The organism is Streptomyces sp. ISL-43 (assembly GCF_018614195.1).
Taxonomy (GTDB): Bacteria; Actinomycetota; Actinomycetes; order Streptomycetales; family Streptomycetaceae; genus Streptomyces.
This window is the reverse complement of the sequence record NZ_JAGGOT010000008.1, coordinates 120,769-144,968: the sequence shown is the minus strand read 5'-3', so window position 1 is coordinate 144,968 and position 24,200 is coordinate 120,769. Positions and strand designations below refer to the sequence as shown.

At 66.5% G+C, this 24,200-nt stretch carries 20 protein-coding genes and 1 pseudogene; 2 read left to right on the top strand and 19 right to left on the bottom strand.

Annotated elements, in window-relative coordinates:
- Positions 1-107: 107 nt before the first annotated feature.
- Both J7F03_RS04515 and J7F03_RS04510 read right to left on the bottom strand, forming a co-directional pair.
- Positions 108-1,877, bottom strand: coding sequence for a hypothetical protein (locus J7F03_RS04515; protein ID WP_214947317.1), 1,770 nt, complete (start codon positions 1,875-1,877; stop codon positions 108-110).
- Positions 1,877-2,710 carry a hypothetical protein gene (locus J7F03_RS04510; RefSeq protein ID WP_214947316.1) on the bottom strand — a complete coding sequence of 278 codons (834 nt, stop codon included), beginning with the start codon at positions 2,708-2,710 and terminating at the stop codon, positions 1,877-1,879. Before J7F03_RS04510 ends, J7F03_RS04515 begins: the two co-directional genes overlap by 1 nt.
- Before the next feature lie 189 nt (positions 2,711-2,899).
- Between J7F03_RS04510 and J7F03_RS04505 the strand changes: the two genes are divergently transcribed.
- The gene (locus tag J7F03_RS04505) at positions 2,900-3,211 is read left to right on the top strand and encodes a helix-turn-helix transcriptional regulator (protein ID WP_214947315.1); all 312 of its coding nucleotides are present in this window, start codon (positions 2,900-2,902) and stop codon (positions 3,209-3,211) included.
- A gap of 210 nt (positions 3,212-3,421) precedes the next feature.
- On the opposite strand, the gene J7F03_RS04500 is transcribed toward J7F03_RS04505, so the two are convergent.
- The 17 genes and pseudogenes from J7F03_RS04500 to J7F03_RS04420 all read right to left on the bottom strand — a co-directional run bounded on the left by J7F03_RS04500 (position 3,422) and on the right by J7F03_RS04420 (position 22,044).
- The gene (locus J7F03_RS04500; protein ID WP_214947314.1) at positions 3,422-4,060 is read right to left on the bottom strand and encodes a hypothetical protein; all 639 of its coding nucleotides are present in this window, start codon (positions 4,058-4,060) and stop codon (positions 3,422-3,424) included.
- Positions 4,061-4,307: 247 nt separating this feature from the next.
- A complete protein-coding gene (locus J7F03_RS42265) occupies positions 4,308-6,947 on the bottom strand; it encodes an AAA family ATPase (RefSeq protein ID WP_214947313.1) in 2,640 nt (879 codons plus the stop codon).
- 648 nt (positions 6,948-7,595) lie between these two features.
- Positions 7,596-7,850, bottom strand: a complete 255-nt coding sequence (locus J7F03_RS04490) for a hypothetical protein (protein ID WP_214947312.1) — start codon at positions 7,848-7,850, stop codon at positions 7,596-7,598.
- Positions 7,851-7,902: 52 nt separating this feature from the next.
- Positions 7,903-8,415, bottom strand: a pseudogene (locus tag J7F03_RS04485) (ISAzo13 family transposase); the annotation flags it as partial.
- Positions 8,416-8,652: 237 nt separating this feature from the next.
- Positions 8,653-9,117: a hypothetical protein gene (locus J7F03_RS04480; RefSeq protein ID WP_214947311.1), complete on the bottom strand. Its 465-nt coding sequence runs from the start codon at positions 9,115-9,117 to the stop codon at positions 8,653-8,655.
- A gap of 642 nt (positions 9,118-9,759) precedes the next feature.
- Complete coding sequence (locus tag J7F03_RS04475) at positions 9,760-11,904, bottom strand: prolyl oligopeptidase family protein (protein ID WP_214947310.1); 2,145 nt, start codon at positions 11,902-11,904, stop codon at positions 9,760-9,762.
- 46 nt (positions 11,905-11,950) lie between these two features.
- A complete protein-coding gene (locus J7F03_RS04470; protein ID WP_214947309.1) occupies positions 11,951-12,877 on the bottom strand; it encodes a hypothetical protein in 927 nt (308 codons plus the stop codon).
- The gene (locus tag J7F03_RS04465; protein WP_214947308.1) at positions 12,874-13,479 is read right to left on the bottom strand and encodes a flavoprotein; all 606 of its coding nucleotides are present in this window, start codon (positions 13,477-13,479) and stop codon (positions 12,874-12,876) included. The genes J7F03_RS04470 and J7F03_RS04465 overlap by 4 nt, the downstream gene beginning before the upstream one ends.
- Positions 13,476-14,441 (bottom strand): LLM class flavin-dependent oxidoreductase, encoded by a 966-nt coding sequence (locus J7F03_RS04460; protein ID WP_251056488.1) that lies wholly within the window; start codon positions 14,439-14,441, stop codon positions 13,476-13,478. The genes J7F03_RS04465 and J7F03_RS04460 overlap by 4 nt, the downstream gene beginning before the upstream one ends.
- A gap of 144 nt (positions 14,442-14,585) precedes the next feature.
- The gene (locus tag J7F03_RS04455; protein WP_214947306.1) at positions 14,586-14,729 is read right to left on the bottom strand and encodes a hypothetical protein; all 144 of its coding nucleotides are present in this window, start codon (positions 14,727-14,729) and stop codon (positions 14,586-14,588) included.
- Between the two features lie 159 nt (positions 14,730-14,888).
- Complete coding sequence (locus J7F03_RS04450) at positions 14,889-15,899, bottom strand: T3SS effector HopA1 family protein (protein WP_214947305.1); 1,011 nt, start codon at positions 15,897-15,899, stop codon at positions 14,889-14,891.
- Positions 15,896-16,978 carry a class V lanthionine synthetase subunit LxmK gene (lxmK, locus tag J7F03_RS04445; protein ID WP_251071435.1) on the bottom strand — a complete coding sequence of 361 codons (1,083 nt, stop codon included), beginning with the start codon at positions 16,976-16,978 and terminating at the stop codon, positions 15,896-15,898. The genes J7F03_RS04450 and lxmK overlap by 4 nt, the downstream gene beginning before the upstream one ends.
- A 23-nt stretch (positions 16,979-17,001) precedes the next feature.
- Positions 17,002-17,658 (bottom strand): hypothetical protein, encoded by a 657-nt coding sequence (locus tag J7F03_RS04440; protein WP_214947303.1) that lies wholly within the window; start codon positions 17,656-17,658, stop codon positions 17,002-17,004.
- Between the two features lie 651 nt (positions 17,659-18,309).
- On the bottom strand, positions 18,310-18,924 hold the full coding sequence (locus J7F03_RS04435; RefSeq protein ID WP_214947302.1) for a response regulator transcription factor: 615 nt from the start codon (positions 18,922-18,924) through the stop codon (positions 18,310-18,312).
- Entirely contained in the window at positions 18,921-19,901 is a 981-nt protein-coding gene (locus J7F03_RS04430; protein ID WP_214947301.1) for a histidine kinase, read from the bottom strand. Before J7F03_RS04430 ends, J7F03_RS04435 begins: the two co-directional genes overlap by 4 nt.
- 344 nt (positions 19,902-20,245) lie before the next feature.
- A complete protein-coding gene (locus tag J7F03_RS04425; RefSeq protein WP_214947300.1) occupies positions 20,246-21,073 on the bottom strand; it encodes an ABC transporter permease in 828 nt (275 codons plus the stop codon).
- Positions 21,070-22,044: an ABC transporter ATP-binding protein gene (locus J7F03_RS04420; RefSeq protein WP_214947299.1), complete on the bottom strand. Its 975-nt coding sequence runs from the start codon at positions 22,042-22,044 to the stop codon at positions 21,070-21,072. The genes J7F03_RS04425 and J7F03_RS04420 overlap by 4 nt, the downstream gene beginning before the upstream one ends.
- A gap of 438 nt (positions 22,045-22,482) precedes the next feature.
- Here J7F03_RS04420 and J7F03_RS04415 point away from each other — a divergent pair, with 438 nt between their 5' ends.
- Positions 22,483-24,192 carry a histidine kinase gene (locus J7F03_RS04415; protein ID WP_308379068.1) on the top strand — a complete coding sequence of 570 codons (1,710 nt, stop codon included), beginning with the start codon at positions 22,483-22,485 and terminating at the stop codon, positions 24,190-24,192.
- Positions 24,193-24,200 lie beyond the last annotated feature (8 nt).

Here is a 24,200-nt window from a genome sequence, read left to right as displayed (position 1 = left end):
GATGCCGACTGGGCATGGCAATGGGACCGCCGGCGTTGTGGTGCCGCCAACGATCCAGATCTTGGTCTGTCTGTGACTGTTCCCCTATGTCTGCAGGGCCGGGCCGGTCAGGCTGTGGCGATGTAGCCGGTGGGGGTCCAGGTCCCGAGTGCTTTGGTCTGTCGGCGCCTGGTGGGGCGTCGGCGTGGGCGGTCGCCGTTGAGGGCGACGGCGTCGGCCCAGCTCTGGAGCTTGCGTTTGTTGGCGTGGGCGAGCTGGAAGGCCAGCAGGATCGTCTGGGCGGCGATGCCGCGGATGCGACGCGTGCCGCCGGGCTCGATGCGTTCGCGGAGCGGGTCCTTGGCGAATCCGTTCATGCCCTCGATGGAGTTGCGGAGGCGGAAGTAGACGCGTTGCCACTCGGCGGTGCCGTATTGGAGGGGTTGCCAGAGCTTGGCGCCGGCCTCGGGTGGGACGGTCAGGCTGTGTTTCTCACACACCTTGGGAGGGCCTTCGGGGCGGGGGACGGGGTCCACGAGGGGGAGGTGGATACCGCGGCCGAGAGTGTGGGGTTTGAGGGGGCACTGGGTGCGTTTGGCTTCGGCCGGGCACATCATGCGGCGGTGGCCCTCGGCGTCGGTGGCCTGCTTGGGCATGAGCAGGTAGGCGGTGCGTGCGCGGATGCGGTTGATCCAGGTCTGCTGGTCGATCGTCTCGGTGACGACGAGGTCGTGGGTGGCGGTGATCAGCTCGGCGGGCATGGAAGGGCAGTACCAGTTGCCTTCGACGAGCTGTGCGCCGCCGATGTCGCCATGGGCGCCGAGCTGGTCCTTGCTGTAGTCGTAGACGGGCTGGTACCCCATGGCCCGGATGGGGAGCTGGAAGATGTCTTCGCTCTGGCTGTTGAAGAGACGGTCTCCGGCGAGGAAGTTGCGGGCGTATCGGGGGTCGACGTGGCGGAGTGCTTCGACGGCGGCCTCGCCTGGACGGCAGCTGGGCTTTTCGACGGACATCGCCAGGATGAGCGCGGGGACGACATCGGGGTCGGCGGAGCCATCGGGCAGGGGTGCGCCGTGATGGTCAGGATTACGGAAGACGATGAGGGTGGCGTCGTAGCCGTAGAGCTTCTTCTTGACCCGGTCCTTCTCCTTCGGCTGCTTCGCACCCTTCTTCTGCTGCCTGGAAGGGGTGGGGGCGAGGCCGTCGAGGGCGAGTGGGTCCTTGTGCTTGGTCGTGCGCACGTACCAGCCGGCTTCGGGGTCGGTGGCGGTGACCGTGCTCTCCCGCCCCAGACCCTTGGAGTAGGTGCCGAAGACGGTGGCGTCGACCACGGCCGAGCCGTTCGGTGTCTCCTCGAGGAGAGGCTGGGCATCGAGCAGGGACGTGCCCAGGATCTTGTTGGCGATGGTCAGCATGAGTTCGCGGCGGTCGGCGAGTTCGGAGTGGTCCGCGGAGGCCAGGAGCTCGGCTACGACGTCGAGGTCGAGGCGTCGGCCCTTGGGCAGTGGGGAGGGGTCGACCTCTTTGACGATGGCTTTGAAGAGGCGACGGACGACGGCGTAGATGGCTTCGAAGCCGCGGTCGTTGTCCGGGTAGCGGTGGACCTCGAGCTCTTCGCGCATGGTGTCACTCAGCGAGAAAGCCAGCAGGTCGGCGACATGGGTCAGGATGACGCTGCCGCGGTTGCGGTTGGAGGCCAGGAACATGCCGACCAGCAGGCCGCGTACGCTGATGTTCCGCTTGCGCCCGGTCCACTTCATGACCAGGGCCTCTACGTCCTCGATGAGGTCGCAGTCGTCCAGGTGGGCGAGGACCGTCTGTACCTCCTCGTCCCCCACGCTTTGGCGGCGTGAGCGGAGATTGGCGATCCGGGCGTGGCGTTGGAGACGGCTGGTCATCACAGCTCCCGCAGGGCAGTGGCCGCTTCGTCAGCGCTGAGATTGCGGACGTAGGGCATGATCCGGTCGATGGAGCGCAGGGTGGTCAGACCGGCGGCGGCCATCAAGGTCGGCAGGTGCATCCGGGCCTCGATGGCGTCGACGAGCCAGGTGGCGCGGGCCCGGCCCATCACCAGCGGTGGGGTGCCAGGGCTGAACTTCGCGCGGGCCAGGAAATGGGTGACCGTGTTGGCACCCCGCGTGTAGCTGTTCGGGCGGAAGAGGTAGCGGGCCGCGCCCGGTGCGGACGACCAGGCGGCGACCTCGATCAGGACGGTCGCCCAGGACTGGCGGCACAACATGAGCCGGGCACGTCGGCCCCGTACGGCGATGGCCACCGCCCCGTTGGGTACCTCGCGTACGTCGTGGGTTCGCGCGGGGATGATCTCTGGCGAATCCAGGGCGCAGCCGAGGCCGAGGGCGAGCAGGGTGAGGAAGCCGTAGCGGAGCTCCGCTGTGGGCTGCGCGCGGGCGCAGGCGTAGAGCTGGGCCTGTTCAGCTCGAGTGTAGGGGCGGGAAGCGTCAGAGCCGGCGTAGGCGGCAGGTACGCCGGTGATCAGGTCGGGGCCGAGAAGGGCGTGGCGCAGGGCGCTCAGGCGACACCGGCGGTTGCCGCGGGATGCCTCGCCCACGTGCAGGCATCCAGTGGCCAGGTACCACTCGACGGCTTCACGGGTGACCAGGAACTCGGCCTTGGTGGGGCGCCCGCAGCCGTCCGCGTGCGCGGCGGCATGTGCAAGCGCACCGAGCCAGTCGCGGGCCTCCTTCGGCGAGGAAGGTTTCGCCCGGGCCACCGCACGACGGCAGTCCGGCCCTACCCGCTCCCATACCGGAGCGGGTAGTTGGGGTCGGTACCGCTCGATCGCATCCATCGTGACTCTCCACCAGGAAAGGACCCCAGCAGGGGTGCCATTCCAATAACATTCAGGGGAGATTGCGGCCGCTGTCATGTCAGGAGGTCCGGATGGGCGACACTCTTCGCTGTGTCACAAGGAGACAAGCGAAGCCGCAGCCCCGCCGAGTACCGGCTCAAGGGAACCTGGCCGCACGCCGTGCTCGATGACCACCACGGGGCGCTGGTCGCCCAGGAAGTGGCCTCGCGGCTGCGCAGGGCGATCGACGCGCGGGGGTGGTCGATCGCGGAGGTCTCCCGGCGCAGCGACGTCGCCCGGCTGACCATCATGAAGGTGCTCGGCGGTGAGGTGTGGTGCGACCTGCTGACGATCGCGAACCTGGAAAAAGCCCTCGACGTGGACCTGTGGCCAGGACGCGCGCCGGGAAATCCGCCGAAGTGAATTCGTGTGGACATTCGACTCCTCGTGAAAAGAAGGCACGAAGGAATGGCCGAATGCCGAACGCGCCCGGATGAACCCGGGTACTGTCGGAGACGGCCTAACGGGCTAGACCGTCGCCGCTGATCCGGGGGGCAACCTGGATCGTTCTATGCGGCGGCGGTCATTAGGTGTGACCGGTGCTGAGGGCCTCGATGGTGAGACGCGGATCCGCTAGACGAACCTCCAGTTCATCCGGGGCCGGTAGTAGGTGTGGAAGTCACCCTCGACGGCAACGCGTTCCAGCGCACCGCGCATGGCGAGATTGCGCAGATTCTCACGCAGCGCCCGGCGGCCGGCCGCGTTTTCCTCGGTGACACCGAGCACGGCAGCGACATCGGCGGTGCCCCAGCTGAGGTCGGGGCGCGCTCCGATCGCAGTCAGGATCTCCTTCATCCGGGCACCACGTACCAGTACCTCGACGGGAGGTTCCTCTGCTGCTGGGGCGGATGAGTCCGCACCGTGCTCGGGCGTCGAGGGTTCGTCCGCTTCGCCCGCAGAGGGGGGCGTGCCAGAGGAGGGTTCGTCGGGGACGACCCGCAGACGGGCTGAAGCCGCATCGAAGCCGGGCTCCGTCTTGAACAAGGCGCTTGCGCGGTGGAGTACGGACCGTGCATTCACCGCAACGGTTTGGGCCTCATCCCTGGCCTCGACGAGCCGGGCGTACCGGTCGCGTGCCGCGTTGAGCGATTCCTCGAGAGAGGCGATGACTTCCGTGTACTTCCGAATTGCTGCGTCGCACTGAACGACGAGCAACTCCATCTCATCTGCGGCTTCGGAAGGCTGACTCTGCTCGGTCGCATAGTGGGCCATGGGGCAACGGTAGAGGGCCCCTGGCATATATGTCTCTGAGTTGATGTGGCAATCTTCGGGCGGTCAATGGATTGAATTATTCGCCCGATATGTACCTATTTATTCGTTCGAGCAGTGAATGCGTGACCGAATACTCCTGACGCGGTCACTCGCGGGTGCTGGCTGCCCCGCCGGGGCAACTGGCCAGCGACTGCGCAAGTGCGGTGAATGTCCCGCTGTATCTGGTCTGGAGTCCACCACGCCAGGGTCACTGGGTGGTCGCCCGCCATGGCGAAGCGAGGTCGTCGAGCAGGGGGCGGTTGAGTTCCTCCACTCCCTCTCGGATGGCCCGGATCGATCCGCTGCGCAAGAGATAGGCCAAGTGCTGGGCGCTCCCACCGGTGAGCTCGTGGAGATGACCGGCAAGCTCAGGCAGCGTCCCCGGGACATGTGCCCGCAGCCGGAGTGCCGCCTCGGCTCGCGCGATCATGTCTAGCCAGGCCTCACCCAGCGTCATCGGACCGAGTGAGACGGACAGCAGCCGGCGATGGGCGCCCCACTCCCCGGTCCGAGGTGGAAATCCGGCGAAGACGAAGGTGGCCTGGACGCTGTCGCACAGATAGGCCACCACTTCGGTGACGGGGGAGGGCTGTTCGGCCCTGGTATGGAACTGATGGAACTCGTCGACGAGGACCAGGCGCGTGTGCTTGGCGGCCAGACTGTCGCGGACGTGGCGGATGAGGTCGGTGATGGTGCCGCGGGCGGGAGCAGGCGAACCGGCCGCGCGTGCCAGCTCGCGGAGCAGAACCCGGGCGGTGGGAGCAGGTGGCAGTCGCACTTGAACCACGGGCATGGCCCCGTCATCCGACACCGTGGGGAACCATTCGGTGCAGCGGCGAGCGAGTTCTTGGAGCACGGTGGTCTTCCCCGTGCCGGCCGCACCGTTCAACAGAATGCTGCGTCGTGCCCCTCCCCCATGTTCGTTGAGCACGATCAAGTCCTCGGCCCGCGCCACAGCCGCCAGTACATCGGGTGTGTACAGGGGGAGTTGGGCGTGGTACGCCACCCGGATCTGTGCCGGTGCGGTCACAGGCGGAGGGGGATGCAGAGGCTTTCGTCCCGTGTCGTCGAAGGTGCGCGGCGTCAGGGCCGTACCCGGGGTGATTCCTTGGGTGACGCGGGTGTGCACAAGGCTCGGGCGCTCGTGGTGGCTCGGTTCGGCTGGTGTCTCGTGCCGTAGGGAAGAGGTGGACGCGGACGGGACGGTCACCCATTCGGCCTGCGGGGTGCAGATCCAGATCTGACGTGTGTCGTAGGGATCCCAGCGCACACTCCAGGACGCACTGCGCCCGGAAGGTGGTACGCGTCGGAGGAACCTGTCCAGGACCCGACCGTCGTAGCGGCGGCCGCGGAGGTGAACCCCTGACGGGCTGACCACCCGGCGCGCGCTCGGCAGTAGATCGAGGAACTTCACCGGCTCCAGGGGCGGGGTGATCCATCCGCTCCGTGCCACGAGCATCGCGTAACGTGACGCTGGGCTTCCGGAAGTGTCGGGTGTTGTAAGCGCGCCGTCATATGTGGGGAGCTCGCGCCGGGACCAGTCCACCTGGACCCAGTCGTCCAGGAGCCCTTGCACCTGCTCCACCGGCCACCCCGCAGCACGGGCTGAAGTTCCGGCCGGCGAGTGCAGATAGTCCGAGAACCGTGCCGCAACATGAGCAGCCAACGTCTCGACGGACACCTTTCCTGTCGGGATGGTGCCTGTCCCGTACTGCACCCGGATCCCGAGGCGGCGACATGCTTCTGTCAGGCGGCGCGCGCGTAGAACGGGCGACCGGTCGACCACCAGGACCTCCGGACGGATCACAGGAGCTGCTGGTCTCTCCCCGGCCGCGGCCTCCAGCACCACCGGTGGCCATACGCCCCAGGAAGCCCTCTGGTCCGCGGGGACACACATTCGAGCCAACAGGGCAGCCGGGTCGAGGGGGTGCAGCCCCTCGTGGACCACGGCGGTCAGCAACACCGAGGTGTCCACATCGATCGCGAGAACCAGCCGCAGCCCGCCGCGTACCGCGTACACCTCCGCAAATGAGGGCAGCCACACAGTGTCCAGCACCACAAGGCGCCCCGGCCACCGCTGTGGGCCACGCAGGCTGTCGGTTGCCACCATCTCGGCATACAGTCTGTGGAAGGCCGATCTGGACGGAAGCGTCAACTCGCCTGCCTCCACGGCGCTCTGGAGCCGCTGCGCCACGAGGCGACGCACCGTCTCCACGTTCCGCTCTCCATGCGCGGAGTCGAAGCCCGCTTCCCTCATGGCATCCATGACCCGCGGATCCCATCGCGCCCTCGCGTCTTCACGTCGCACGGCTCGTCCGTCTGCGAGTCCGGCGAGCCCCTCTACGGCATAACGCTGCCGCTTGCGGCGCACGGTCCGCACCGAAGCACCGTGCACTCCGGCCCACGCGAGTTCCTCGGCCTTGGCCTCCTCCCGTTCGCCCAGCGTGTGTCGGGCCGGATCGTAGGCATCACGCGGCTGCGAACCCGGAGGCGCGTCCCACGGCAGCCCCGTCATCACCTCGACGACGTGGGACCGCCACCAGCGAGCCCGCTGGGCAGCATCTTCGCCGAGCAGCTGTGCCCGGTCTTGTGTGGGCCTGGGCTCGTGGTCGAGCACCTCGAATCCATCGCTCTGGAGGAGTGCCACCACATCCACCTGCTGCACCCCGCCGAAGGCATCCGCCAGCGTGAGCCGGCGACCGTAGAGTTCCGTGACGGTGCAGGCGCGTCCGCCGAATCGGACCCGGTCCCCCACTCCCAGCCGGTCGGGCCACAGCATGTCCATAGATCCCTCGATGACTGCAACAGGGGTGGACTGAGCGGGCACCGGACCGCCGTATGCGTTCACACCGCGTACGACACACCGACGCCGCTCACTCCTACCGGGCTCCGGCGCCCAGCCAACCAGATACGGGGGCATCCAGTCCGCTGGATGAACGGACAGGAGCATCCTGCCCCCGAGCTACTCGTATGGAACACTCGGCATGCAATTCCAATTGCGTGCGTGCAGGGTAAAGGTGTGACGTCTGAAACCACGGCCCCGACCATTTGTGCCCGCTCTGTCGTCATCGACCCGAGGGCCCACCGTTTCCTCCTGCTTCCCGAACTACGCGGGGGAACGATCGGCTGGTCAGTCCCTACGGTCCCCCTGCCGCCTCACAAGCCAGCCCGCCGGGCAACCATCCGCTACCTGCGACGAGAGGTCGGGTTGCCCTGTCTGCGGATCACACCCGTTGTCGGACGTCTCCCGGCCGGCGGAGGTCGCCTGTGGACCGAGTACGTATTCCTCGTGGCACCCGCCAACGGGATCTGGCCACGGGACCCTGCTCCCCGGCTCGGGACTGCGGCGCAGTGGTGGACGACAGCCCAAGTGCGTGCAGAGCGGATCCTTGTCGAACCGGTGGCTCTGCCCGACCTCATTGACGGCTATTGGGAGGGATGGCTCCCGGACGGCGAGATCACGTTGGAGTGAGGTCGGGAATCGGTGTCCTGGTGTTCAGTGTCGGTTGGTGGCGGCGAGGACGCTGACGATGCGGCGCAGGCTGGTGCTCGAGACGTGTGCGGCGTACGGGAGGCAGACGACCTCCACGCCGATAGCGGCGAAGTCGCGTCCCCACTGCTTGCCGCGAGCGGTGCCCCTCCAGTCGTCCCCTCTGAAGAGGCGGTGGAAGCCGACCTGGCGCCCGGCCTCGATCTTCTCCAGGGTGGTGTCGACGACGGCCTCGTCGACGTGCTTGACGGCGCGGACCAACTCGATTCGCTCATGGAGCGGGACGACGGCCGTGTGGCCCTTGTGGCCAGCGGCCTCGTCGGTGGTGGGTCTTGGCCTGCTCGTTGATGTAGCAGAACTGTCCGTCCCGGTCGGGGTGTTGCTTGCTTTCGATGACCTTGCCGTTGCCGTGGAGACTGAAGCCTTCCTCGCGCAGCACGTCAGCGACGGTGTCGGCGGATATCCGGTGGCCCTGGCGGGAGAGCTCGGCGGCCAGGTGACGGGTGGACTTCGTCGTCCACCGCAAAGGCGACATCGGGTCACCCCGCACATCTGGTTCCACCAGGGCAAGCAGTGCCGGGCGCAGTCCCAGATCCAGGTCGACCACCCGTTTGCAGCCACCGCCGACACGCCGCACCCGCCCCAACGGCGCCTCGCCGGAATCCAGGTCGGTGGCGCCCAGCGAAACGGTTGCCTCGCGCACGCCAGCGGCCCGGGCAACGAGTCTGATCCCGCCACGCCCCAGTGCCCGGGCCTCGGCCGCCAGCAGCAGACGGCGCTGACGTTCATCCAGATGCGGGAACAGCACCGTGAACCTTGCCGCCATCGCCGCCGTCATGCCTTCGATCGCTTCTATAGCGCACCAACGAACCACTGACTGGGAAGCTACGGGTAAATCATCTGCAAGTCCTTTAGCCCTCCGGCCTTGGGTCAACCCCAGCTCTGGGCGACCCCATTCAGAACGCCATCAACACCAGGGTGCTCCTCGCGAGTCTGCTGCACCCGCGTGAAGGGCGCAGGAGTGGTGCGGCCCGTTGCCGGATCATGGGGGAGGCGTCAGACGTCACTTCTTGACGTAAAGCTCCTGGACAGGTGTGAAGGGCAGTTTCTGGTAGCAGATGTACGCGCTCCATCGGTTCTCCGTGATGCCTGCCTTGCCTGCGGCCTGGCAAGCGGCGGCTCCGAAAATTGAGCCCTCGTGGGTGTAGCCGGCGGGAGGGGTCCAGGCGTTCGTCGTAGACGAGGCGGGCTGCTGCGCCGGAGCAGCGGCGAAGACCGGTGAGGCCCCCAGAACGAGAGCGGCCGTGGCGGCCAGGACAGCAACGGAAACTGCTTTACGCATGTCGAACTCCTTTTTTGCGGTCGCGCCGGGAAACGGCCATGGGGTGGGCTGGAGGCGGTTGCGAGGAGTGCTACTTCTTGACGTAGAGGTAGTGGCGATCACGTAGATGTCGGTCAGCTTGCGGGTTTCTTGTTTGCAGGCGTACGCGCTCCAGTTGCCGTCCGCGATGCCCTCGCTGCCCAGCACCTCGCAGGCACCGGACGAACCGACGAAGGACCTTCCATGACGTGGCCGGTGGGAGAGGTCCAGTCGCTCGTCGTGGATGCGGCGGGCTGCTGCGCCGGAGCGGCGGCGAAGACCGGTGAGGCCCCCAGAACGAGAGCGGCCGTGGCGGCCAGGAGAGCAACGGACCGCTTTACGTCTGTCGGTCGGAACAGTCGAAGCGTGCCCCCGGCGCCGTCAGAACTGCCAGCAGCATCACCGAGCCCGTGGCCAATGATCGCTGGCTCTGGAGGCGATTCGTTTCGTCATTTCACTCCCTCGTTTCTTATGCTTGTCAATGGCCTTGAAGTTCTCCCTGCTGGTGTCACATGCCGTCAGCTTTCGCCCGGCTCAGCCGCGCTGGCTCATCACTGGCACAGGTCACAACCCGCCCCTGCTCGCTAGCAACGGAAGTGGCTGTTCAGACGATCACTATGTCTCGGTCCGTACTCCGCAGGTCACACTTCTGCGCACGCACCTCCGTGCTTGATCACCGTCTCGAACGGGGCGTTGTGCGGTGGAGGTTAAGATCTAAACAACCGCGTTAACCGGCTGCCGACCACGATGTGATCAATTGATCCTCGCGAATAAGTGATCTGTGGAGCACCGATCTAGCAGAAGGGAGAACTAGGTTCTCGGCAGCTGCAGCCCCGTTTGTTGTGCGGCGAATGACAGCTGATCGACTGACAGCTCGACAATGCGGCTCACAGCTCGCGCACCGTGACCGACGCCAGCTTCACGACGGAGCAGTGTCAGCCCTCGCCCAACCGGTTGAGCCTTTCCACCGGCGGCGTGCTGGAGCGCCGCGCACATCTTCCGTGCGTGCAGGGGATCGACCAGAGTGTCTCCGTCGGAGACGGTGAACAGCACTGCTGGGTAGTCGGCTTCCGCCGTAACGCGGTGGTACGGCGAGTAGCCGAGCAGCCAGCCGAGCTCCTCGGGAACCGAGGCGGAACCGTATTCGGCGGTCCAGGAAGGTCCCAGGCCAGAGTGCTCGTAGCGGACCATGTCCAGGAGGGGAGCCGTGCAGAGTGCCGCCCGGTAAGTGTGCGGTTGCTGGGTGAGAGCGGCGCCGACCAGCATCCCGCCGTTCGACTCGCCACTGATCACCAGTTGTGAGTGGGCGGTCCAACGGCCGCTGACAAGGGCCCTAGCCGCGGCGTGGAAATCGTCGATGGACCGCTGCTTGTTCGCTCTCGTTCCCGCGACATGCCACTGCGTGCCCTCTTCGAGGCCGCCGCGCACGTGGGCTATGGCGTAGACCCCGCCGGCCTGGACCCAGGCGAGAGCCTCCGGGTTGTACACGGGCGCCGGTGACAGCCCGAATCCGCCGTATCCGTAAAGGATGGTGGGGAGGGGGCCGGTGCGGCCCTGTGGAGCCAGGACCGTGACTCGCACTTCTGTGCCGTCGGGAGAGACACAGGTGATCTGCTGCATGGTTCCGACGGGGTGCTGCGCATGAGGGTGAGCGCCGTCGTCGGTGTCCTGGCTCGGGGGCACGGCCCACACGCTGGTGGTGCGGGTGAGGGCGTCCCAACGGTAGACGGTGATGGGGGTGAACGGGTCGGTGTACGTGAACCATGCTTCGTGCCCCCTACCCCGGATCTCCCCGACCGCCCCCAGTCCGGGCAGGGGGATGGCTCCGAGCCTGTCCCCGGTCTCCAGGTCGTGCACCGTGATCTCGCTGATGGAGTGGCGGCTCCAGCCGGCGAGCAGGACGCCGCGTTCCAGCCCGGCTCCGTCGAGCACGGCGAAGTGTTCCAGCCGAGCTTGGTGGTCCTGGGGGAGGAGTTCGGTCCACTCACCGCTCTGCAGGTCTTCGATGCCGACGACGGCGAGCCGGCCCCTGGGCGCATCGAGGTCGGTGTGCATGTACACCCGGCCGTCTTTTCCGACGACGGCGTTGGTGTGGGCTTCCTGGCCCTGATATAGGGGCACGAAGGCGGGCCGTGCCAGGTTGTCTTCCGTGAGTTCGGCGATCCAGATCTCGTTGCGCCGGACCGCGCCTGTGGTGCGGGTTACGGTCAGCCACCGGCCGCCTGGACCTACCGCGATGTGGTAGGCAGCGGTCATCGGGCCGTCCTCGCCGAAGACGACCTGGTCGCAGGTGTCCGGGTCCGTTCCGATCGTGTGCAGGTAGACGCGCCGGTGGTAACGGTTCTCGCGGGAGTGGGATCCCGCGAGAGAGCTGCGTACGTAGTAAAATTTCTCGCCTTCGGGCAGCCAGGCGACCGGGGACTGCCTGCACCCCGTGATCGGCCCGTCCAGCAATGTTCCAGTGTCGATGTCCAGAACGTACAGACGGCTGTCCCGGTCTCCACCGACCGATATCTGGTATGCGAGCCGCCGTCCTTCGGCATCGGCTTGCCAGCTGTCCAGCGTGGTGCGTCCAGTGGGGTCGAGAGTCATCGGGTCGAGCAGCACCTGTTCGGTGCCGTCCGGATCGGCGATGTGGAGGACCGCGTGCTCCTGGCCAGCCCGCCGCTTCATGAAGAACTTCCGGGCGCCGCGCCATACCGGCGGGCCGGTCACGCCGACGGAGACCAACCCGCTGAGCTGGGTGCGCAGCCACTCACGGCCCGGCAGATCGTCGAGCACGGTGTGGCTCAGTTCGTCCTGTGCCCTCATCCACTGTCGTGTCTCGTCGTCGTCCGGCTGTTCCAGCCACCGATACGGATCGGAGACGGTTCGTCCGTGGATCACCTCGACGAGTTGCCGGCGCCGAGCGGCGGGGTAGATGAGACGGTTCTTCGACTGTGTTCCCGCGGGCAACGGTACTCCTCGTTCCTGTCTCGTGGGGCGGGCGGGGCCGGGCGCTTCATGTCAGGTCGTCGATAAGGCCCTTGAGTAGGGCCGTGTACCGCTGGACCTGGGCTTGGTCCCACGTGACGAAGACGCAGAAGTCGTGCAGGTGCAGCAGCACGCGCAGGACGGCAGCGCGATGGGTGAGCAGATCGGGCTGCTGTCCGTAACCGTGGTTGAAGGCGGCTTCGGCCCTGTCCCACAAGGAGGAGTCCGCCGATGGCCGATGAAGGGTCGACCACGTGCGCAGTTCACTCAGTTCGCCCAGTACCCAACCGACGTCACCCTGCCGCGGGCCGAGCCCCGCGTCCTCCCCGGTGAGCAGTGCAGCCGCGTCCGCTCCAGCTGCCGCGACCAGGAGGCCGAGGCCGGGTCCACCGTGAACCAGTACACGGTTCTCGGCATCGAGCAGTTCGCCGAGCCACTGCCGGACCCTGTTCCAACGGGTCGGACCGAGAGAGGTACGCAGGGCGCCGTGGAGCCGCGTCGCGCGGTCGCCCTGCGGCGTGTCGGTCCAGGAAGACAAACGCCGGTAGGTGAGCGGCGTGTACGCCTCGGAACCGGCAGGCAGGGTCGTCTCGTGTAGGACACGCAAGAGGACACCAAGGCCGTGGAGCAGGCCTTCTGCTGTCGTGTGAGCCGCAGGCTCACCGGACAGCAGAAGTTCGGCGGCTGATCGGTGGCCGGGCAGTGTGTAGCGCAGCTCCGGCCCATGCGGCTGTGGAAGAACGCACCGGGCTCCCGGGTAATGGCCCGTGGTCCATGCCGCCAGGGCGCTGCGGATCGGATCGGGGGGACCGCCGAACGGCTGACTGCGAGCAGCACCCGGAGTTCGGATCCAGGTGAAGTCCCCGTCGGAGCGGGAAATGATTTTGGTCTGGACGTGGCCGGTTCCGTACTGGTCGACGACACGCTCTCCGATACCCACTGATGGCGGCTTCATCGTGTGCTTCCCCCGCCGCCCTCTGACCAGCGCTTCTGGATCAGCTGCAGCAGAGTGGGCAAGGGGGCGGCTGTGGATGCATCGAGGCGCCCGGTGGTGGTGCTGAGCCCTGCCTCGGGTTCGGCGACCACCACGTTGGATCGTTCATGTAGTGCGGCCAGGTGGGACTGGAAGGCGTGACTGTGCAGTCCGCCGGGCGGGAGCGCGGGAGCGAGCCCGATCGGAGCGCTTGTGCATTGGAGAGCGAGCATCACAGGTGTATCTGCCAGCCCGAGGGCGAGACGGCTGGTGAAGTGGAAGGTGGCCGGGTAGACGGCGACGGCCTCCGCCCACTGGCCCAGTTCGACATGCGGAGCGGCCACTTGAGGTTCGGTGGGCCACGCGTCGAGAAGGACGGCCCTGCCACCGATCGCGGTGAGCGCCGCGGGCGTGACGAACGAGGTGGCCTGCCTGGTGAGTACGACCCGGGTCTCGACGTCCGGATAGCCTTCACGCAGCCAGCCGAGCCATCCGGGCAGAGACGAGACGCCGAGGGCACCTGTACCTACCAGGAGCAGACGCTTGGGCGAGAACTCCGGAAGCGTCATGGGGCTTTGGTTCATCGGTGGCTCCCATGGCCGGCCGTCGCCGGACGGGCCGAGGCGGCTTCTGTGATCGCGGCGAGAGCAGCGAGCGAGGTGGATGTTCCGCCCGTGGCCTGGAGTCCTACAGTGCTGATCACCACCTCGTCCACGCCGGCCTTCCGGTAGGCGGCGACGGTCCGCAGGATGTCGTCGACGCTGCCAACGGCGGCTGTCCGGCTGTCGATGAGCCGGGCGGCGGTTCCGGCAAGGTCGTCGAGGTTCACCTCGACACCGGCGCGGTGCAGCATGTCCTGGTAGTGAGGGGCCCGTAGGTGGGCGTGAGAGGCGGCCTGGATGACACGCACGTGATCGCGGTCGACGTCGTCCACCGAGACGTGGACCACCGCCGCCACACGCGGGCGCGGTCGCCCAGCGCGTTCCGCGCCCCTGCCGAGAGCGGGAACGATGACTTCGGCAAGGTAGTTCGGAGGGGTCAGCCAGGTGATGGCCACGTCGGCCAGCTCACCGGCGAGCTCGGCCATCCGAGGCCTAAGTACGCCGAGGCCGAGTTCGACCGGCGGGGTGTTCATGGGAGGAAGCGCTCCGCCCATTGAGTAGTACTCCCCGGGGAGCTCGACCACGGTACCGGCGAGAAGGTTCCGGACGATGGTGGCGTATTCACGCACAGCCCCGAGTGGGCTGGCGTATCCGCTTCCGCGGAGGGATTGCACAAAGGGGGCGGGGCCGGTTCCTAGGCCAGCCACCACCGGGTGACCGGACAAGGCGGCCAGTGACCGTGCCTGGAGGGCGGCTTGGAAGGGGTGGCGCAACGGCATCAGAGCCACGCTGGTACCGATCGGGATTCGTACGCCGGCTCCTGCCGCATACGCCAGAGCGGCATGCGGTTCGATCAGCAGGGACTGGCCGGTCCATAGACGGTCGGCAGATCCGGCTTGGACGATTTCCGCGAAGGGTAGGAGTTGCCTGCCACCCGTCGGCATGAAAGGAAGAAGAACAGATACGCCCATACGTGCCCCCTTCAAGTGGCTTGTCGCTGGAACGGTTGAACGGCATGTATTCCTCGAGGACGACCTGTACGGCCGGCGGACGAACCGCCGGCCGTACAGGACACGTTGCGCGCTGGTTCAGCAGCCCCACTTGAAGCTGGCGACGATGCTCAGCGAGATGATGGTCTGCGGCGAGGGAGCCTCGTCCGGGGTGACCTCAGCGGCCATCTCGTTCACATCGGCGTAAGCGTCGAAACCGGTGGCCAGCTCTACGTCGTTCATGACTTCTCCTCTATTGTTCAAGATGCAGATAGTTTCCGCATGCAGACAATTTAGTGTTCCGGAAAGCTTGTTGGAATCTCTTTCCGGCGACGAGTAGAAACGTAGGGGGTCAGTCGTGGAGCGGGCAAGATCGTTTTGATGATCGGTTAAGTGGTCCCGTCAGTTTTCAATGAGGGAGATAAACGGTGGAGAGGACAGGTTGCGCGATGGGTCCGACGGGTCAATACCTGCTTCCAGCAAGGCGTCCCGTACAAAAGTGGCCTTGAGTCGGCCGTCAGGTTGAGTCGCCTCCTTGACCAGGCCGGCGGCAATCGCCCGGGACCGGTGCTCCCCGAGACTCGTGTTGCGCATACCCGGCCTGGTGTCGTCGGGCTCCCAGGCGAGAGCGACCCCCGGGGCCAGGGCCCGCGTGAACGGTGAGCAATCGCTGCCGAGGTCGCTGGTCCCCGTCACCGCCTGCGCCAGCCCGGGGAGAGCGGCTTGATGGCGGCTTCCCACATAGACCACCACGCCATCCCTCCGTGGGAGGAGTCCACGGGATGAAGATGCCTTGGCCCGGTAGGGGACGGAGTGTGCCTCCAGATACTCCAGGGCCTTCGACCATGATTCGACTGCGGCTTCCGGTGTCCTCACATGCACGTAGACCCTCAGTACCGGGTCATCCCCGGCCAAGGGCATCGACCCGTCGGCCAGAAAGAAGCCGGGGGACAGCGAGGGCCGCGCGGCTGCGACGAGGATGGTGGCCTCACGTTGCGATTCGGCGACTCCTTCGGCGAGGCGGCCCGGTCCGAGGCGGACTCGTACCCCCGTCAGCCCGACGATCAGGCCGGACTGGTCTTCGGTGAGGACCGGGACACGGTGCCGGGTGTATCGGTGAGGCACCGCACCGGCCAGCTCGGCTTCCAGGTCGCGCTCCAGTGAGTCTGGCCCACGGCCCTCTTCCACCGCCGGCCTGCCGACGTGAATCACTTGATAGAGAGCGGTGGCAAGCTGCCCGGAGAGAGTGAGGGGGGACGTGCCCGTGACGGCTCTCCCGCTCACCGATGCGGTCAGCCCGTCCCTGTTTACGTGCACGCTGTCCAGTACGTCTTCGAGTTTCTCGGACAGCAGGGGCGCCGATTCGAGAGCCGGGCCGAAACCGGCAACACGGTGTGAGGGCATGCCGTTCATCGTGTGGCCTCCGCCAGTCCGAGGGTTGAAATGAATGCCTCAGGCGTGAGCAGTGCCTTTCTGCCTATGCCGGCCACCGCGCGAGGGATGGCTGCCAGACGCGGTGCGTTCCTGGCACCCGCCAGCAGGCGATCGAGCAGATGCCAGCCGGCGAACGCCACCACTCGGCCTGCGACGTCGCCCGCACCGGGCCGCTCGCTGAGGTATCCCTGCCAGAAGATCTCGATCCGGGGGCGGACCGTTCGGATGCCATCCGTCAGCCGCGCCACCATCTGGGCATGGGACACCGGCTCGTCCGCATACGGATCCTCTTGGGCCACCGCAGCCAGCAGGGCGCGGTGCAGCAGGTCTCCGATGACGCCTCCGATGTCACGGGCGGGGTCACCAGCCTGGAACTCTTCGAGGTCGGTCAGGTGGACCCGGCCGTCGGCGACGAGGAATTGATCGAGCCGCAAGTCGCAGTGGGCGGCCACCAGGCCGGCTCGCTGTTCCTCTTCGAGGAGCCGGCGTAGGGCACCTGCGAGGGGGAGGTCGTTCTGCATGACGCTCCACACCTGCAGCTCGGCGGCCGAAGAGGCCTCGAACAGGGAGATCGGTATGCCGTCGAGGAGTTCTGCGGAGGGTAGGAGAGGTGTGGTCTCGGCGCCTTGTGGAAGCTCTTCGGACGGCAGGTTGTGGAGCAGTCCCACCGTTCTTCCCACGGAGTACATCAGGTCGTCGCCGAGCTCGTCCTCGCGCACCAACTCGGCAGCTGTCTTCGCCCCTGGTACGGCCTCGTACACGAGGAGGTGGGCTTCCGCGTCGGCTCCCAGACAGTGAGGGGAAAGGAGCCCTGAGGGCCCGCCGTTCCGGAGCATCCGGTCAAAGGCGAGGCACTGCCGGATCCGTGCCGCGGTCATCTCGGACGGACCGGCGAGTCGCTTGACGAAGACTCCTCGGCCCATGTCCGTGGTACCGATCCAGTTCGTGTTCCGGCCGGGCAGCTTCCGCACATCCGGCTGACTGGAGAGGGAGCCCAGTCCCAGTCTCGCCAGCAGGGATTCCACTTCCGGAGATCCGTCGAGATCCCCGGCCGACATCGGTTCAATGGATGTGGTCATGTTCAGGAACCCGTCATCCTTTCGCCGCTGCGAACGGCCGCACGGTTGATCAGTTGTGCGGCCTTCGAAGGCTCATCGGCCGAAAAGTAGATCCGGCTAGCCATCACGGTGCCCCCCTTCCGGAACTTCACCGGAATGGCGTGCGTCAAATCGAGGATGAGGGTGGTGGCGCTACTGACAGAGCAGGCCACCGCGTCGCTTTCGTCCAGCACGCGGCGCAGCCCGTGGCTCGTGACGGCGCCGTGCGCATGACGCACAGTGCTCACCTTGGCGAGCGGGATGGTCAGCTCCCGCAGGGGCCCGGTGCGCACGCGGAGAGTTGATTCGTTGATCAGGTGGGGGGTGCGAGCGGTCATCGCACAGAAGCCGAGCGACAGCACCAGAACACCCACGACCCAGAGGAGGTGAAGCGGTCGGAACGCCGGCGGGACCATCCCGTCGACCACCACGCCGGTGATGAGATCAACCACAGTGATGGCCCAGACCATCATGCGGACGTCTGAAGAGTGGGGAATCGACTGGTGCCCTGCGGGTTCGGTCAGTGGCCTGCGGGCGGACCAGTCGATCAGGGCGCGGATCATGTCCTTGAACCATCCCCATACCGTTCTCCGCATCACCACCTCGGCTTGAGGCGGCGTACGGCCGTTTTCATCAGTCATTGAGAGTCCTCCCGAGTAAGAAACCTGAGGCGAGACAACTGCTGGCCACGACGGTCATCACCGCTTCCGGCTTCCGTCGAATGAGCCCGGTCACTCCCGCCACTCCGGCCAGCGCGGCGAGTGTGGGCAAGGCCACCGCAAAGTGGCCCCCAAGGCGCCAACCCGGCCGCTGGGGCATGGGTGTATGGCCGGTTCCCGCCTCTGCAGAACAGTCAGGTTCCTGGGGTGACTGACGTTCGATGCCAGATGTGCTGGTCTTGGACAACGACGCCTCGGTCTCTTGCCAGTACTGAGACCAGAAGGCGGTGTCACCATCGCACGCGTTCACATAGGCCAAAGTCACCTCCAAGCTTGGAAGGTTGACCCCGCGAGCCGCTTCCGAAAGTGACGTTCCCGAGTAGTTGGCCAGGCTGGATAGTGCTCTGTAGGACGGACTTCCCGCGTGCTTCCTCAAGGTTCGCAAGTCATAGGCGAAGCGCTGCAGCGGGCCCTCCGCTGGATCTATGTGAGACTCCGGTCTTCCCATGGTCTTTCAACCCCCGTTGGAATTTTAGATCCGCACGTCAACGCCGGGATGCGGCGTAAGAGGGCGTGCGGATGTCGAATCTTCCAACAGTGATCATCTGTTTTTCTGCGGGGTCTGGCAACCCGTTAAATCCAGCCACGGTCTTGCGCTGATCTCGCTGCGGAATGTCGGTTCTCCGCCCCGAGTTTGTTGACAGCCGAGGAGATGTAGTTTCGAACAGTTCCCGCTGAGAGGCCGGCGCGTTTGGCGATCTCTGCGATCGACGCACCATCGGCTGCGAAGCTGAGTACGTCAGCTTCGCGAGGGGTCAGCGGACTGTTCCCTGCGCTGATCGCGTCAGCCGCAATCTCCGACGCGATGTAGCGCCTGCCAGCGTGAACCGTGCGGATGATGTCAGCCAGATCGGATGCGGAAACGGTTTTGGGTAGGAATCCGCGGACACCTGCCTCCAGTGCACGCTTGAGGTGGCCGGGTCGGCCGAAACTGGTCACGATCATTGTTCGGCAAGTCGGCACATCAATGCGGAGCGACTGTGCGACGGCGAGACCGTCGAGACCCGGCATCTGCATATCGAGGACGGCGACATCGGGCCGATGCTGCTGGCCCATGGCCACTGCTTCTGGCCCCGTCGATGCCTCGGCCACCACGATGAGATCGTCATTGAGTCCCAACAATGTGGCCAAGGCGCCGCGAATGAGGTGCTCGTCATCAGCGAGCAGAACCCGAATCTGATTCTTCATGATGATCCCACCCTGAGCCGGTTCGGAACCTGGACGTTCTTCTTACGTGAGGTCTTCGGGAGGTGAACGGAAAGAGTGAATCGGCCATTGGCCGTCGCTGCCGTTTGCAGACTGCCACCGAGGGTGTCCAGCCGTTCGCGCAGGCCGACAAGACCGGCCCTGCTGAAGTCGGGCATCGCAGTCTTGTCCACGCCGTCATTCTCAACCATGAGCGTGACCGTTTCGCCCGATGAGGAAAATCGTAGGCTGCAGACCTTCGCGTCACTGTGCCGAAGTACATTTGTGGTTCCTTCGCGAACCACCCAAGCAAGTGCCATCTGAGTTTCCTGATCGAGGTCGCCTTGAGATTCGATCTCGACTTCGATAAGACAATCTATGCCCGCAGCTCGCAGGACTGCGCGCGCGCCCTCCAGTTCGGTATTAAGGTTCATGTTCCGATATCCCCGGATCACGGCCCGCATCTCGTCCTGGGAGTCTCGGGCAATGAGTTGGATTTCCGCCATTTGTGCAGCCGCCGATGGCTTGCCCATTTTGGTCAGAGCCGCGGCCAGTTCGCTCTTCAGGGCGATCACTGTAAGGTTGCGACCCAATACATCGTGCAGATCCCGGGCGAATCTGAGCCGTTCCTCGGCAACCGCCAGCTGAGCCTGAATTTCCCGGGTGCGTCGGAGCTCACGTACGACACCCAGAGCCCATGCCGAAAATCGGTAGGTAACGCCGAATGCCAAGACACCCAAAAGAGTGTCCAGGGCAGCGTTCGCCACGAACCCGCGAGGAACGTTCATCCCATTGGCAACTATCACAAGGCAAACCGACAACGCCAGAAGCAGGGCCAGCGATTCCTTGACAGGCCACGCAATCATGAGTGGGCCGGCAAAGAAGACGATCGCGCCGGCCACCAGTAGTTCAGCAGTGCCCGAACCGACAGACGAGTGCAGTGTCAGCATGCCGACAGCCGCCGCCAGGCTCGTAGCCACGGCGGATCCCACCCAGGGCCAATCCCACGCGCGGTGCGACGCGCCGTCTCTGAGTCCCACGCGAAGCAGACCCAGGCATAGGGCTGTGTGCAGGACTCCGCCGGTCACAACCGGCCAGATCACCTTCGCTCCCGGCGACAAGGGAGCGGTTATGAGCCAAATTGTGACGAGCACCGGCTCAAGGAGTGACAGAAGATAGAGCGACAGGCGCGTATAGAGCTCGAACCGCTCTGGGCCACTGTGGTGATATCGACCCCTTAGCTCCCGGCCCGTATGGTCCCTCCCTAGTGACCGCAAGGGCCTTGACCACCTCGTGTCAAGCCTCCGGCTTGAGGCGTCCAAGGTCATTTGCGTGATTCCCAGCGAAACCAGCGTCGGGCAGCCCACACCGCTGCGGCCGTCCACAGCACGGCGCCGCCGATCTGGGGAAGCGCCATGCTCCACACACCGGTCCCCGTTTGACTGCTGGTACCGGCGCCCACAACGCCGAGCCATCCGATGCGTACCATCTCCATGGACGGTGTCAGCGGCAGCAGGCGGCACACATCTGCCAGCCACGCGGGCATGGCGGCGAGGGGGAATACCAGCCCGGAGCCGGCCATGGATGCCAGGAGCACCGGCATCGTGGTCAATTGGGCCATCTCCACCGTCCGGGTCAGGACCGAGGAGCAGGCTGCGAGCGCTGCCGCCAGCACTGTCCCCGAAAGCACGCCGATCAGCAGTACGACGGCGTTCGCCGGGACCGGTAGGTCCAGGACGGTGATCCCGATGCCGATTACCACCGCACATTGTCCCAATGCCAGTCCTGCGGCGGGTAAAGCCGTTCCCGCCAAGATCTCGCCATCGGTGAGCTCACCGGTTTGCAGGCGCTTGAGCACCATCCCCTCGCGGCGGGCAACGTACGCGTTGACCAAGGTGGAGTAGACGACGAAGAGGAATACCATGCCGATCGTGCCCGTTGCGAGCACTCCTCCGGCTTCAACGGTCTCGTGTTGGCCCACGTTGAACGACGACGGGGTGGCGGAATGTAAGAGCCACAACGACCCGAGCGGCAGTACTAGTGCGGCAACAAGCGCACTCCTGTTCCGCGCCAACATGATCATTTCCGCTTGGGCCAGGGCCGTCATGCGGGCACCCCTGCCAACGAATGCAGCATGCATGGGGTTGGTCATGAGTGACTCTCCGCAAGATCGGTCCTCGATGCAGAGGTCAGGGTCAGGAATGCCTGCTCCAGTGACGCGGACCTTGCGTCCAACCGCTCCAGGGTGATTTGGCCGTCATCAGCCCAGGAGAGGAGCCGATTCAAGGCGGCCTGAAGGCTCGTCGTGTGGACAGTGATGCTCGGCCCGGTCGTCTCACGGTGGGTCGTACCAGGAAGCGGCGGCAGACTCTCGGAGTCCCAGCCGTGCGGAAGCTCGAAGCGGATGCGAGAAGGATGGGCGGCAATCACCTCCGCCGGCGTTCCTCCGGCGACAACCCGACCGTGTTGCATGATCGCCAGACGGTCGGCGAGTTCCTCAGCTTCTTCCAGGTAGTGCGTGGTCAGCAGCACGGTTGTATGTTCCTCCCGCAGCTGCCTCACAACTCGCCATGTGTCCCGACGCCCCTCAGGATCCATCCCGGTCGTGGGCTCGTCGAGGAACAGCACCTCCGGCCGTCCAATCACCGCCAGCCCGAGATCCAGCCGCCTCGCCTCCCCGCCGGACAACTGCTTGACACGGACCCCACTCCGGTCTGTCAATCCGACCAAGTCGAGGACCTCGGACACCGCGCGCGCGCCAGAACTGCACTGAGCCCAGAAACGCGTGACCTCGGCCACGGTCAGTTCTCCGGGGAAGCCTCCGGATTGAAGCATCACCCCAGTCCGCGCGCGAACCCTAGTGCGCTCGGTGAACGGGTCATGCCCAAGGACCCGTACCCGCCCGGCAGAGGGTCGTGCCAGCCCTTCTAGTAGCTCGACAGTCGAGGTCTTCCCGGCTCCGTTGGTCCCAAGGAGCGCGAAGACCTCTCCTCTCTGTACCTGCAGGGTTACGCCACGAACGGCCTCGTACGCAGACCTGCTGCCCGCCCCGTACGTCCTGCGCGCATCACGCGCGTCGATGATGACGTTGTCGTCTTGCTCTGTTGGGCGGTGAGATCGCATGGTTCCATTGTTCCGAGGCAGCCCAAGGCAGGGCAGTACCAGACGTAATCGATCTTTGTTGGAAACGCACTGCTGGGCCATGACATTTGTCATGGCCGACGGCGTGGCGTGCTACCAGCATCTGTGCGCGGGCACCGATGTGAGGGACGGCATTCGGCGGGAAACGATCTACATCAGCGTGGGAAGCGCAGGTCAGGGATGGGGCTGGCGTTGCTGGTCAAGGGGTTTCGTCGGTGCTCCACTTGACGAAACGGTCGTCATCGCGAAAGCGATGGCGGCCGTTTCGCGTTGTTCCGGCGCGTGCTCTGGTGACGCATCCCTCGGAAGGCCGGGCCGCAAACACCCGTGGGGGTGGAGGTGGGCCGTCCGACTTTCGTCGCGTGGGGCGCGACGAAAGAGAGCAGCCCGGGGCGGACCGCGGTGTCTAGGGTCGGTCGGGTGGATGTGACGGCGAGGACGCGTGCGGGTTGGGACTGGCTGAAGGGGCCCGAGCCCTGGACGCGCCGGATGCTGGCCGGGGACCTGGCGTTGGCCGGGGTCCTCGCACTGCTCGGGCTGGGGGTCGAGGAGCTCGACAAGGGCTCCGCGGCGCGGATGCTGGCCAGCGTCGTGGCCGTGGTGGCCCTCACCCTGCTGCGGCGGCGGCTGCCGGTGTTCACGCTGGTGGTGGGCTCGGCGGTGGGCGTGTACCTGCCTGGGGCGTTCCTCGTGGCGATCCCGCTCGGCTGGTCGGCGGGGCGGCGCATCGTGGGCGTCGGGCGGGCGCTCGGCGCCTTCACCGTCGCCTTCGTCGCCGCGGTCGCCCTCAACGTGGTCAAGGAGTGGTCGCAGGGGCGGCCGGTGCTGATCGTCGTCTTCGGTGCGCTGATGTTCCTGGCCACGGTGGTCATGCCCGGTCTGGCCAGCCGCTACTGGTCCCAGCGCAATACGCTGCTGCGCGCCCTCCAGGAGCGCAACGCCCAGCTGCTGCGCGAGCGGGCGATGGTCGCCGGGCAGGCCCGGCTGCGCGAACGCCAGCGCATCGCCCAGGACATGCACGACAGCCTCGGCCACCAGCTCGCGCTGATCTCGGTGCACACCGGTGCGCTGGAGGTCGATCCCGTGCTGACCGACCGGCAGCGCGAGGCGGTGGGCGTACTGCGGCAGGCCTCGGTCGCGGCCATGCACGAGCTGCGCGAGGTCGTCGGCATCCTGCGGGACGGGGTGGAGGGGCCGCAGCCGGTGGAGGAGGCGCAGCCGGCCGCGCGCGGGGTGGCGGGGATCGCCGGGATCGTGGAGGCGGCGCGGAGCGCGGGGACCGACGTACGGCTCACGACCGCGGGCCGGCCCAGGCCGCTGGTCGCGGCGTGCGACCACGCGGCGTACCGGATCGCTCAGGAGGCGCTGACCAACGCCTACAAGCACGCTCCGGGCGCGCCGATCACCGTGGAACTGCGGTACGAGGACGACTCGCTGGTGGTGGAGATCGCCAACGGCCCGGCGGCCGGCCCGGGCGCCGGCGAGGTGGTGTCCGGCGGGCAGGGGCTGACGGGGCTGCGCGAACGGGCCCGGCTGGTCGGCGGCATGGTCTACGCGGGGGCCGCCGAGGGCGGCGGCTTCCGGGTCGCGGGGGTGCTCCCGTACGGGACCGAGCCGGCCGGGGCGCAGGAGACCGGGATTTCGCAGACGGTGTCGGGCGAGGTCGCCGACGACTTCGGACAGCAGCTGCGGGCCCGGACGCCGGCCGACGGCTCGGAGCCGATCGACTGGGCCGCGGTCGACCGGAAGCTGCTGACCCGCAGCGGCCGGTCCGGGGGCGTGGCACTGGGCTGCGGGATCGCGGTCGCGGCCGTGGTGGTGCTGCTGATCGTCATCGGGGCCGCGGTGGCGCTGCTCGTGGGTTCGGTGGGCGACGCGATGCTCAGCCGGGCCGAGTACGAGGGCATCCACGTGGGCGAGGCGGAGGACGCGGTGCGTTCGCGGCTGCCCAGCGGGGACAGCATTCTGACCGAGGGGCTCGACCGGAAGGGGCCGCCGCGTCCGCAGGGCGCCGCGTGTCTGGCCCTGCTCGCGGACGACGATTCCGACCTGGGCAGCGACAGTGTTTTCCGGTTCTGCTTCAAGGACGGCAAGCTCGTCGAGAAGCAGGCGTACCAGGCCAAGCAGTAGGAGCACGG

What these genes read in the sequence shown, in the direction of transcription:
- J7F03_RS04515 (WP_214947317.1), bottom strand. Translation starts at nt 1,877, where the DNA reads ATGACCAGCCGTCTCCAACGCCACGCCCGGATCGCCAATCTCCGCTCA.
- J7F03_RS04500 (WP_214947314.1), bottom strand. Translation starts at nt 4,060, where the DNA reads ATGGCCCACTATGCGACCGAGCAGAGTCAGCCTTCCGAAGCCGCAGAT.
- J7F03_RS04470 (WP_214947309.1), bottom strand. Translation starts at nt 12,877, where the DNA reads ATGAAGCCGCCATCAGTGGGTATCGGAGAGCGTGTCGTCGACCAGTAC.
- J7F03_RS04465 (WP_214947308.1), bottom strand. Translation starts at nt 13,479, where the DNA reads ATGAACCAAAGCCCCATGACGCTTCCGGAGTTCTCGCCCAAGCGTCTG.
- J7F03_RS04460 (WP_251056488.1), bottom strand. Translation starts at nt 14,441, where the DNA reads ATGCCGACGGGTGGCAGGCAACTCCTACCCTTCGCGGAAATCGTCCAA.
- J7F03_RS04455 (WP_214947306.1), bottom strand. Translation starts at nt 14,729, where the DNA reads ATGAACGACGTAGAGCTGGCCACCGGTTTCGACGCTTACGCCGATGTG.
- J7F03_RS04450 (WP_214947305.1), bottom strand. Translation starts at nt 15,899, where the DNA reads ATGAACGGCATGCCCTCACACCGTGTTGCCGGTTTCGGCCCGGCTCTC.
- lxmK (WP_251071435.1), bottom strand. Translation starts at nt 16,978, where the DNA reads ATGTCGGCCGGGGATCTCGACGGATCTCCGGAAGTGGAATCCCTGCTG.
- J7F03_RS04440 (WP_214947303.1), bottom strand. Translation starts at nt 17,658, where the DNA reads ATGACTGATGAAAACGGCCGTACGCCGCCTCAAGCCGAGGTGGTGATG.
- J7F03_RS04435 (WP_214947302.1), bottom strand. Translation starts at nt 18,924, where the DNA reads ATGAAGAATCAGATTCGGGTTCTGCTCGCTGATGACGAGCACCTCATT.
- J7F03_RS04425 (WP_214947300.1), bottom strand. Translation starts at nt 21,073, where the DNA reads ATGACCAACCCCATGCATGCTGCATTCGTTGGCAGGGGTGCCCGCATG.
- J7F03_RS04420 (WP_214947299.1), bottom strand. Translation starts at nt 22,044, where the DNA reads ATGCGATCTCACCGCCCAACAGAGCAAGACGACAACGTCATCATCGAC.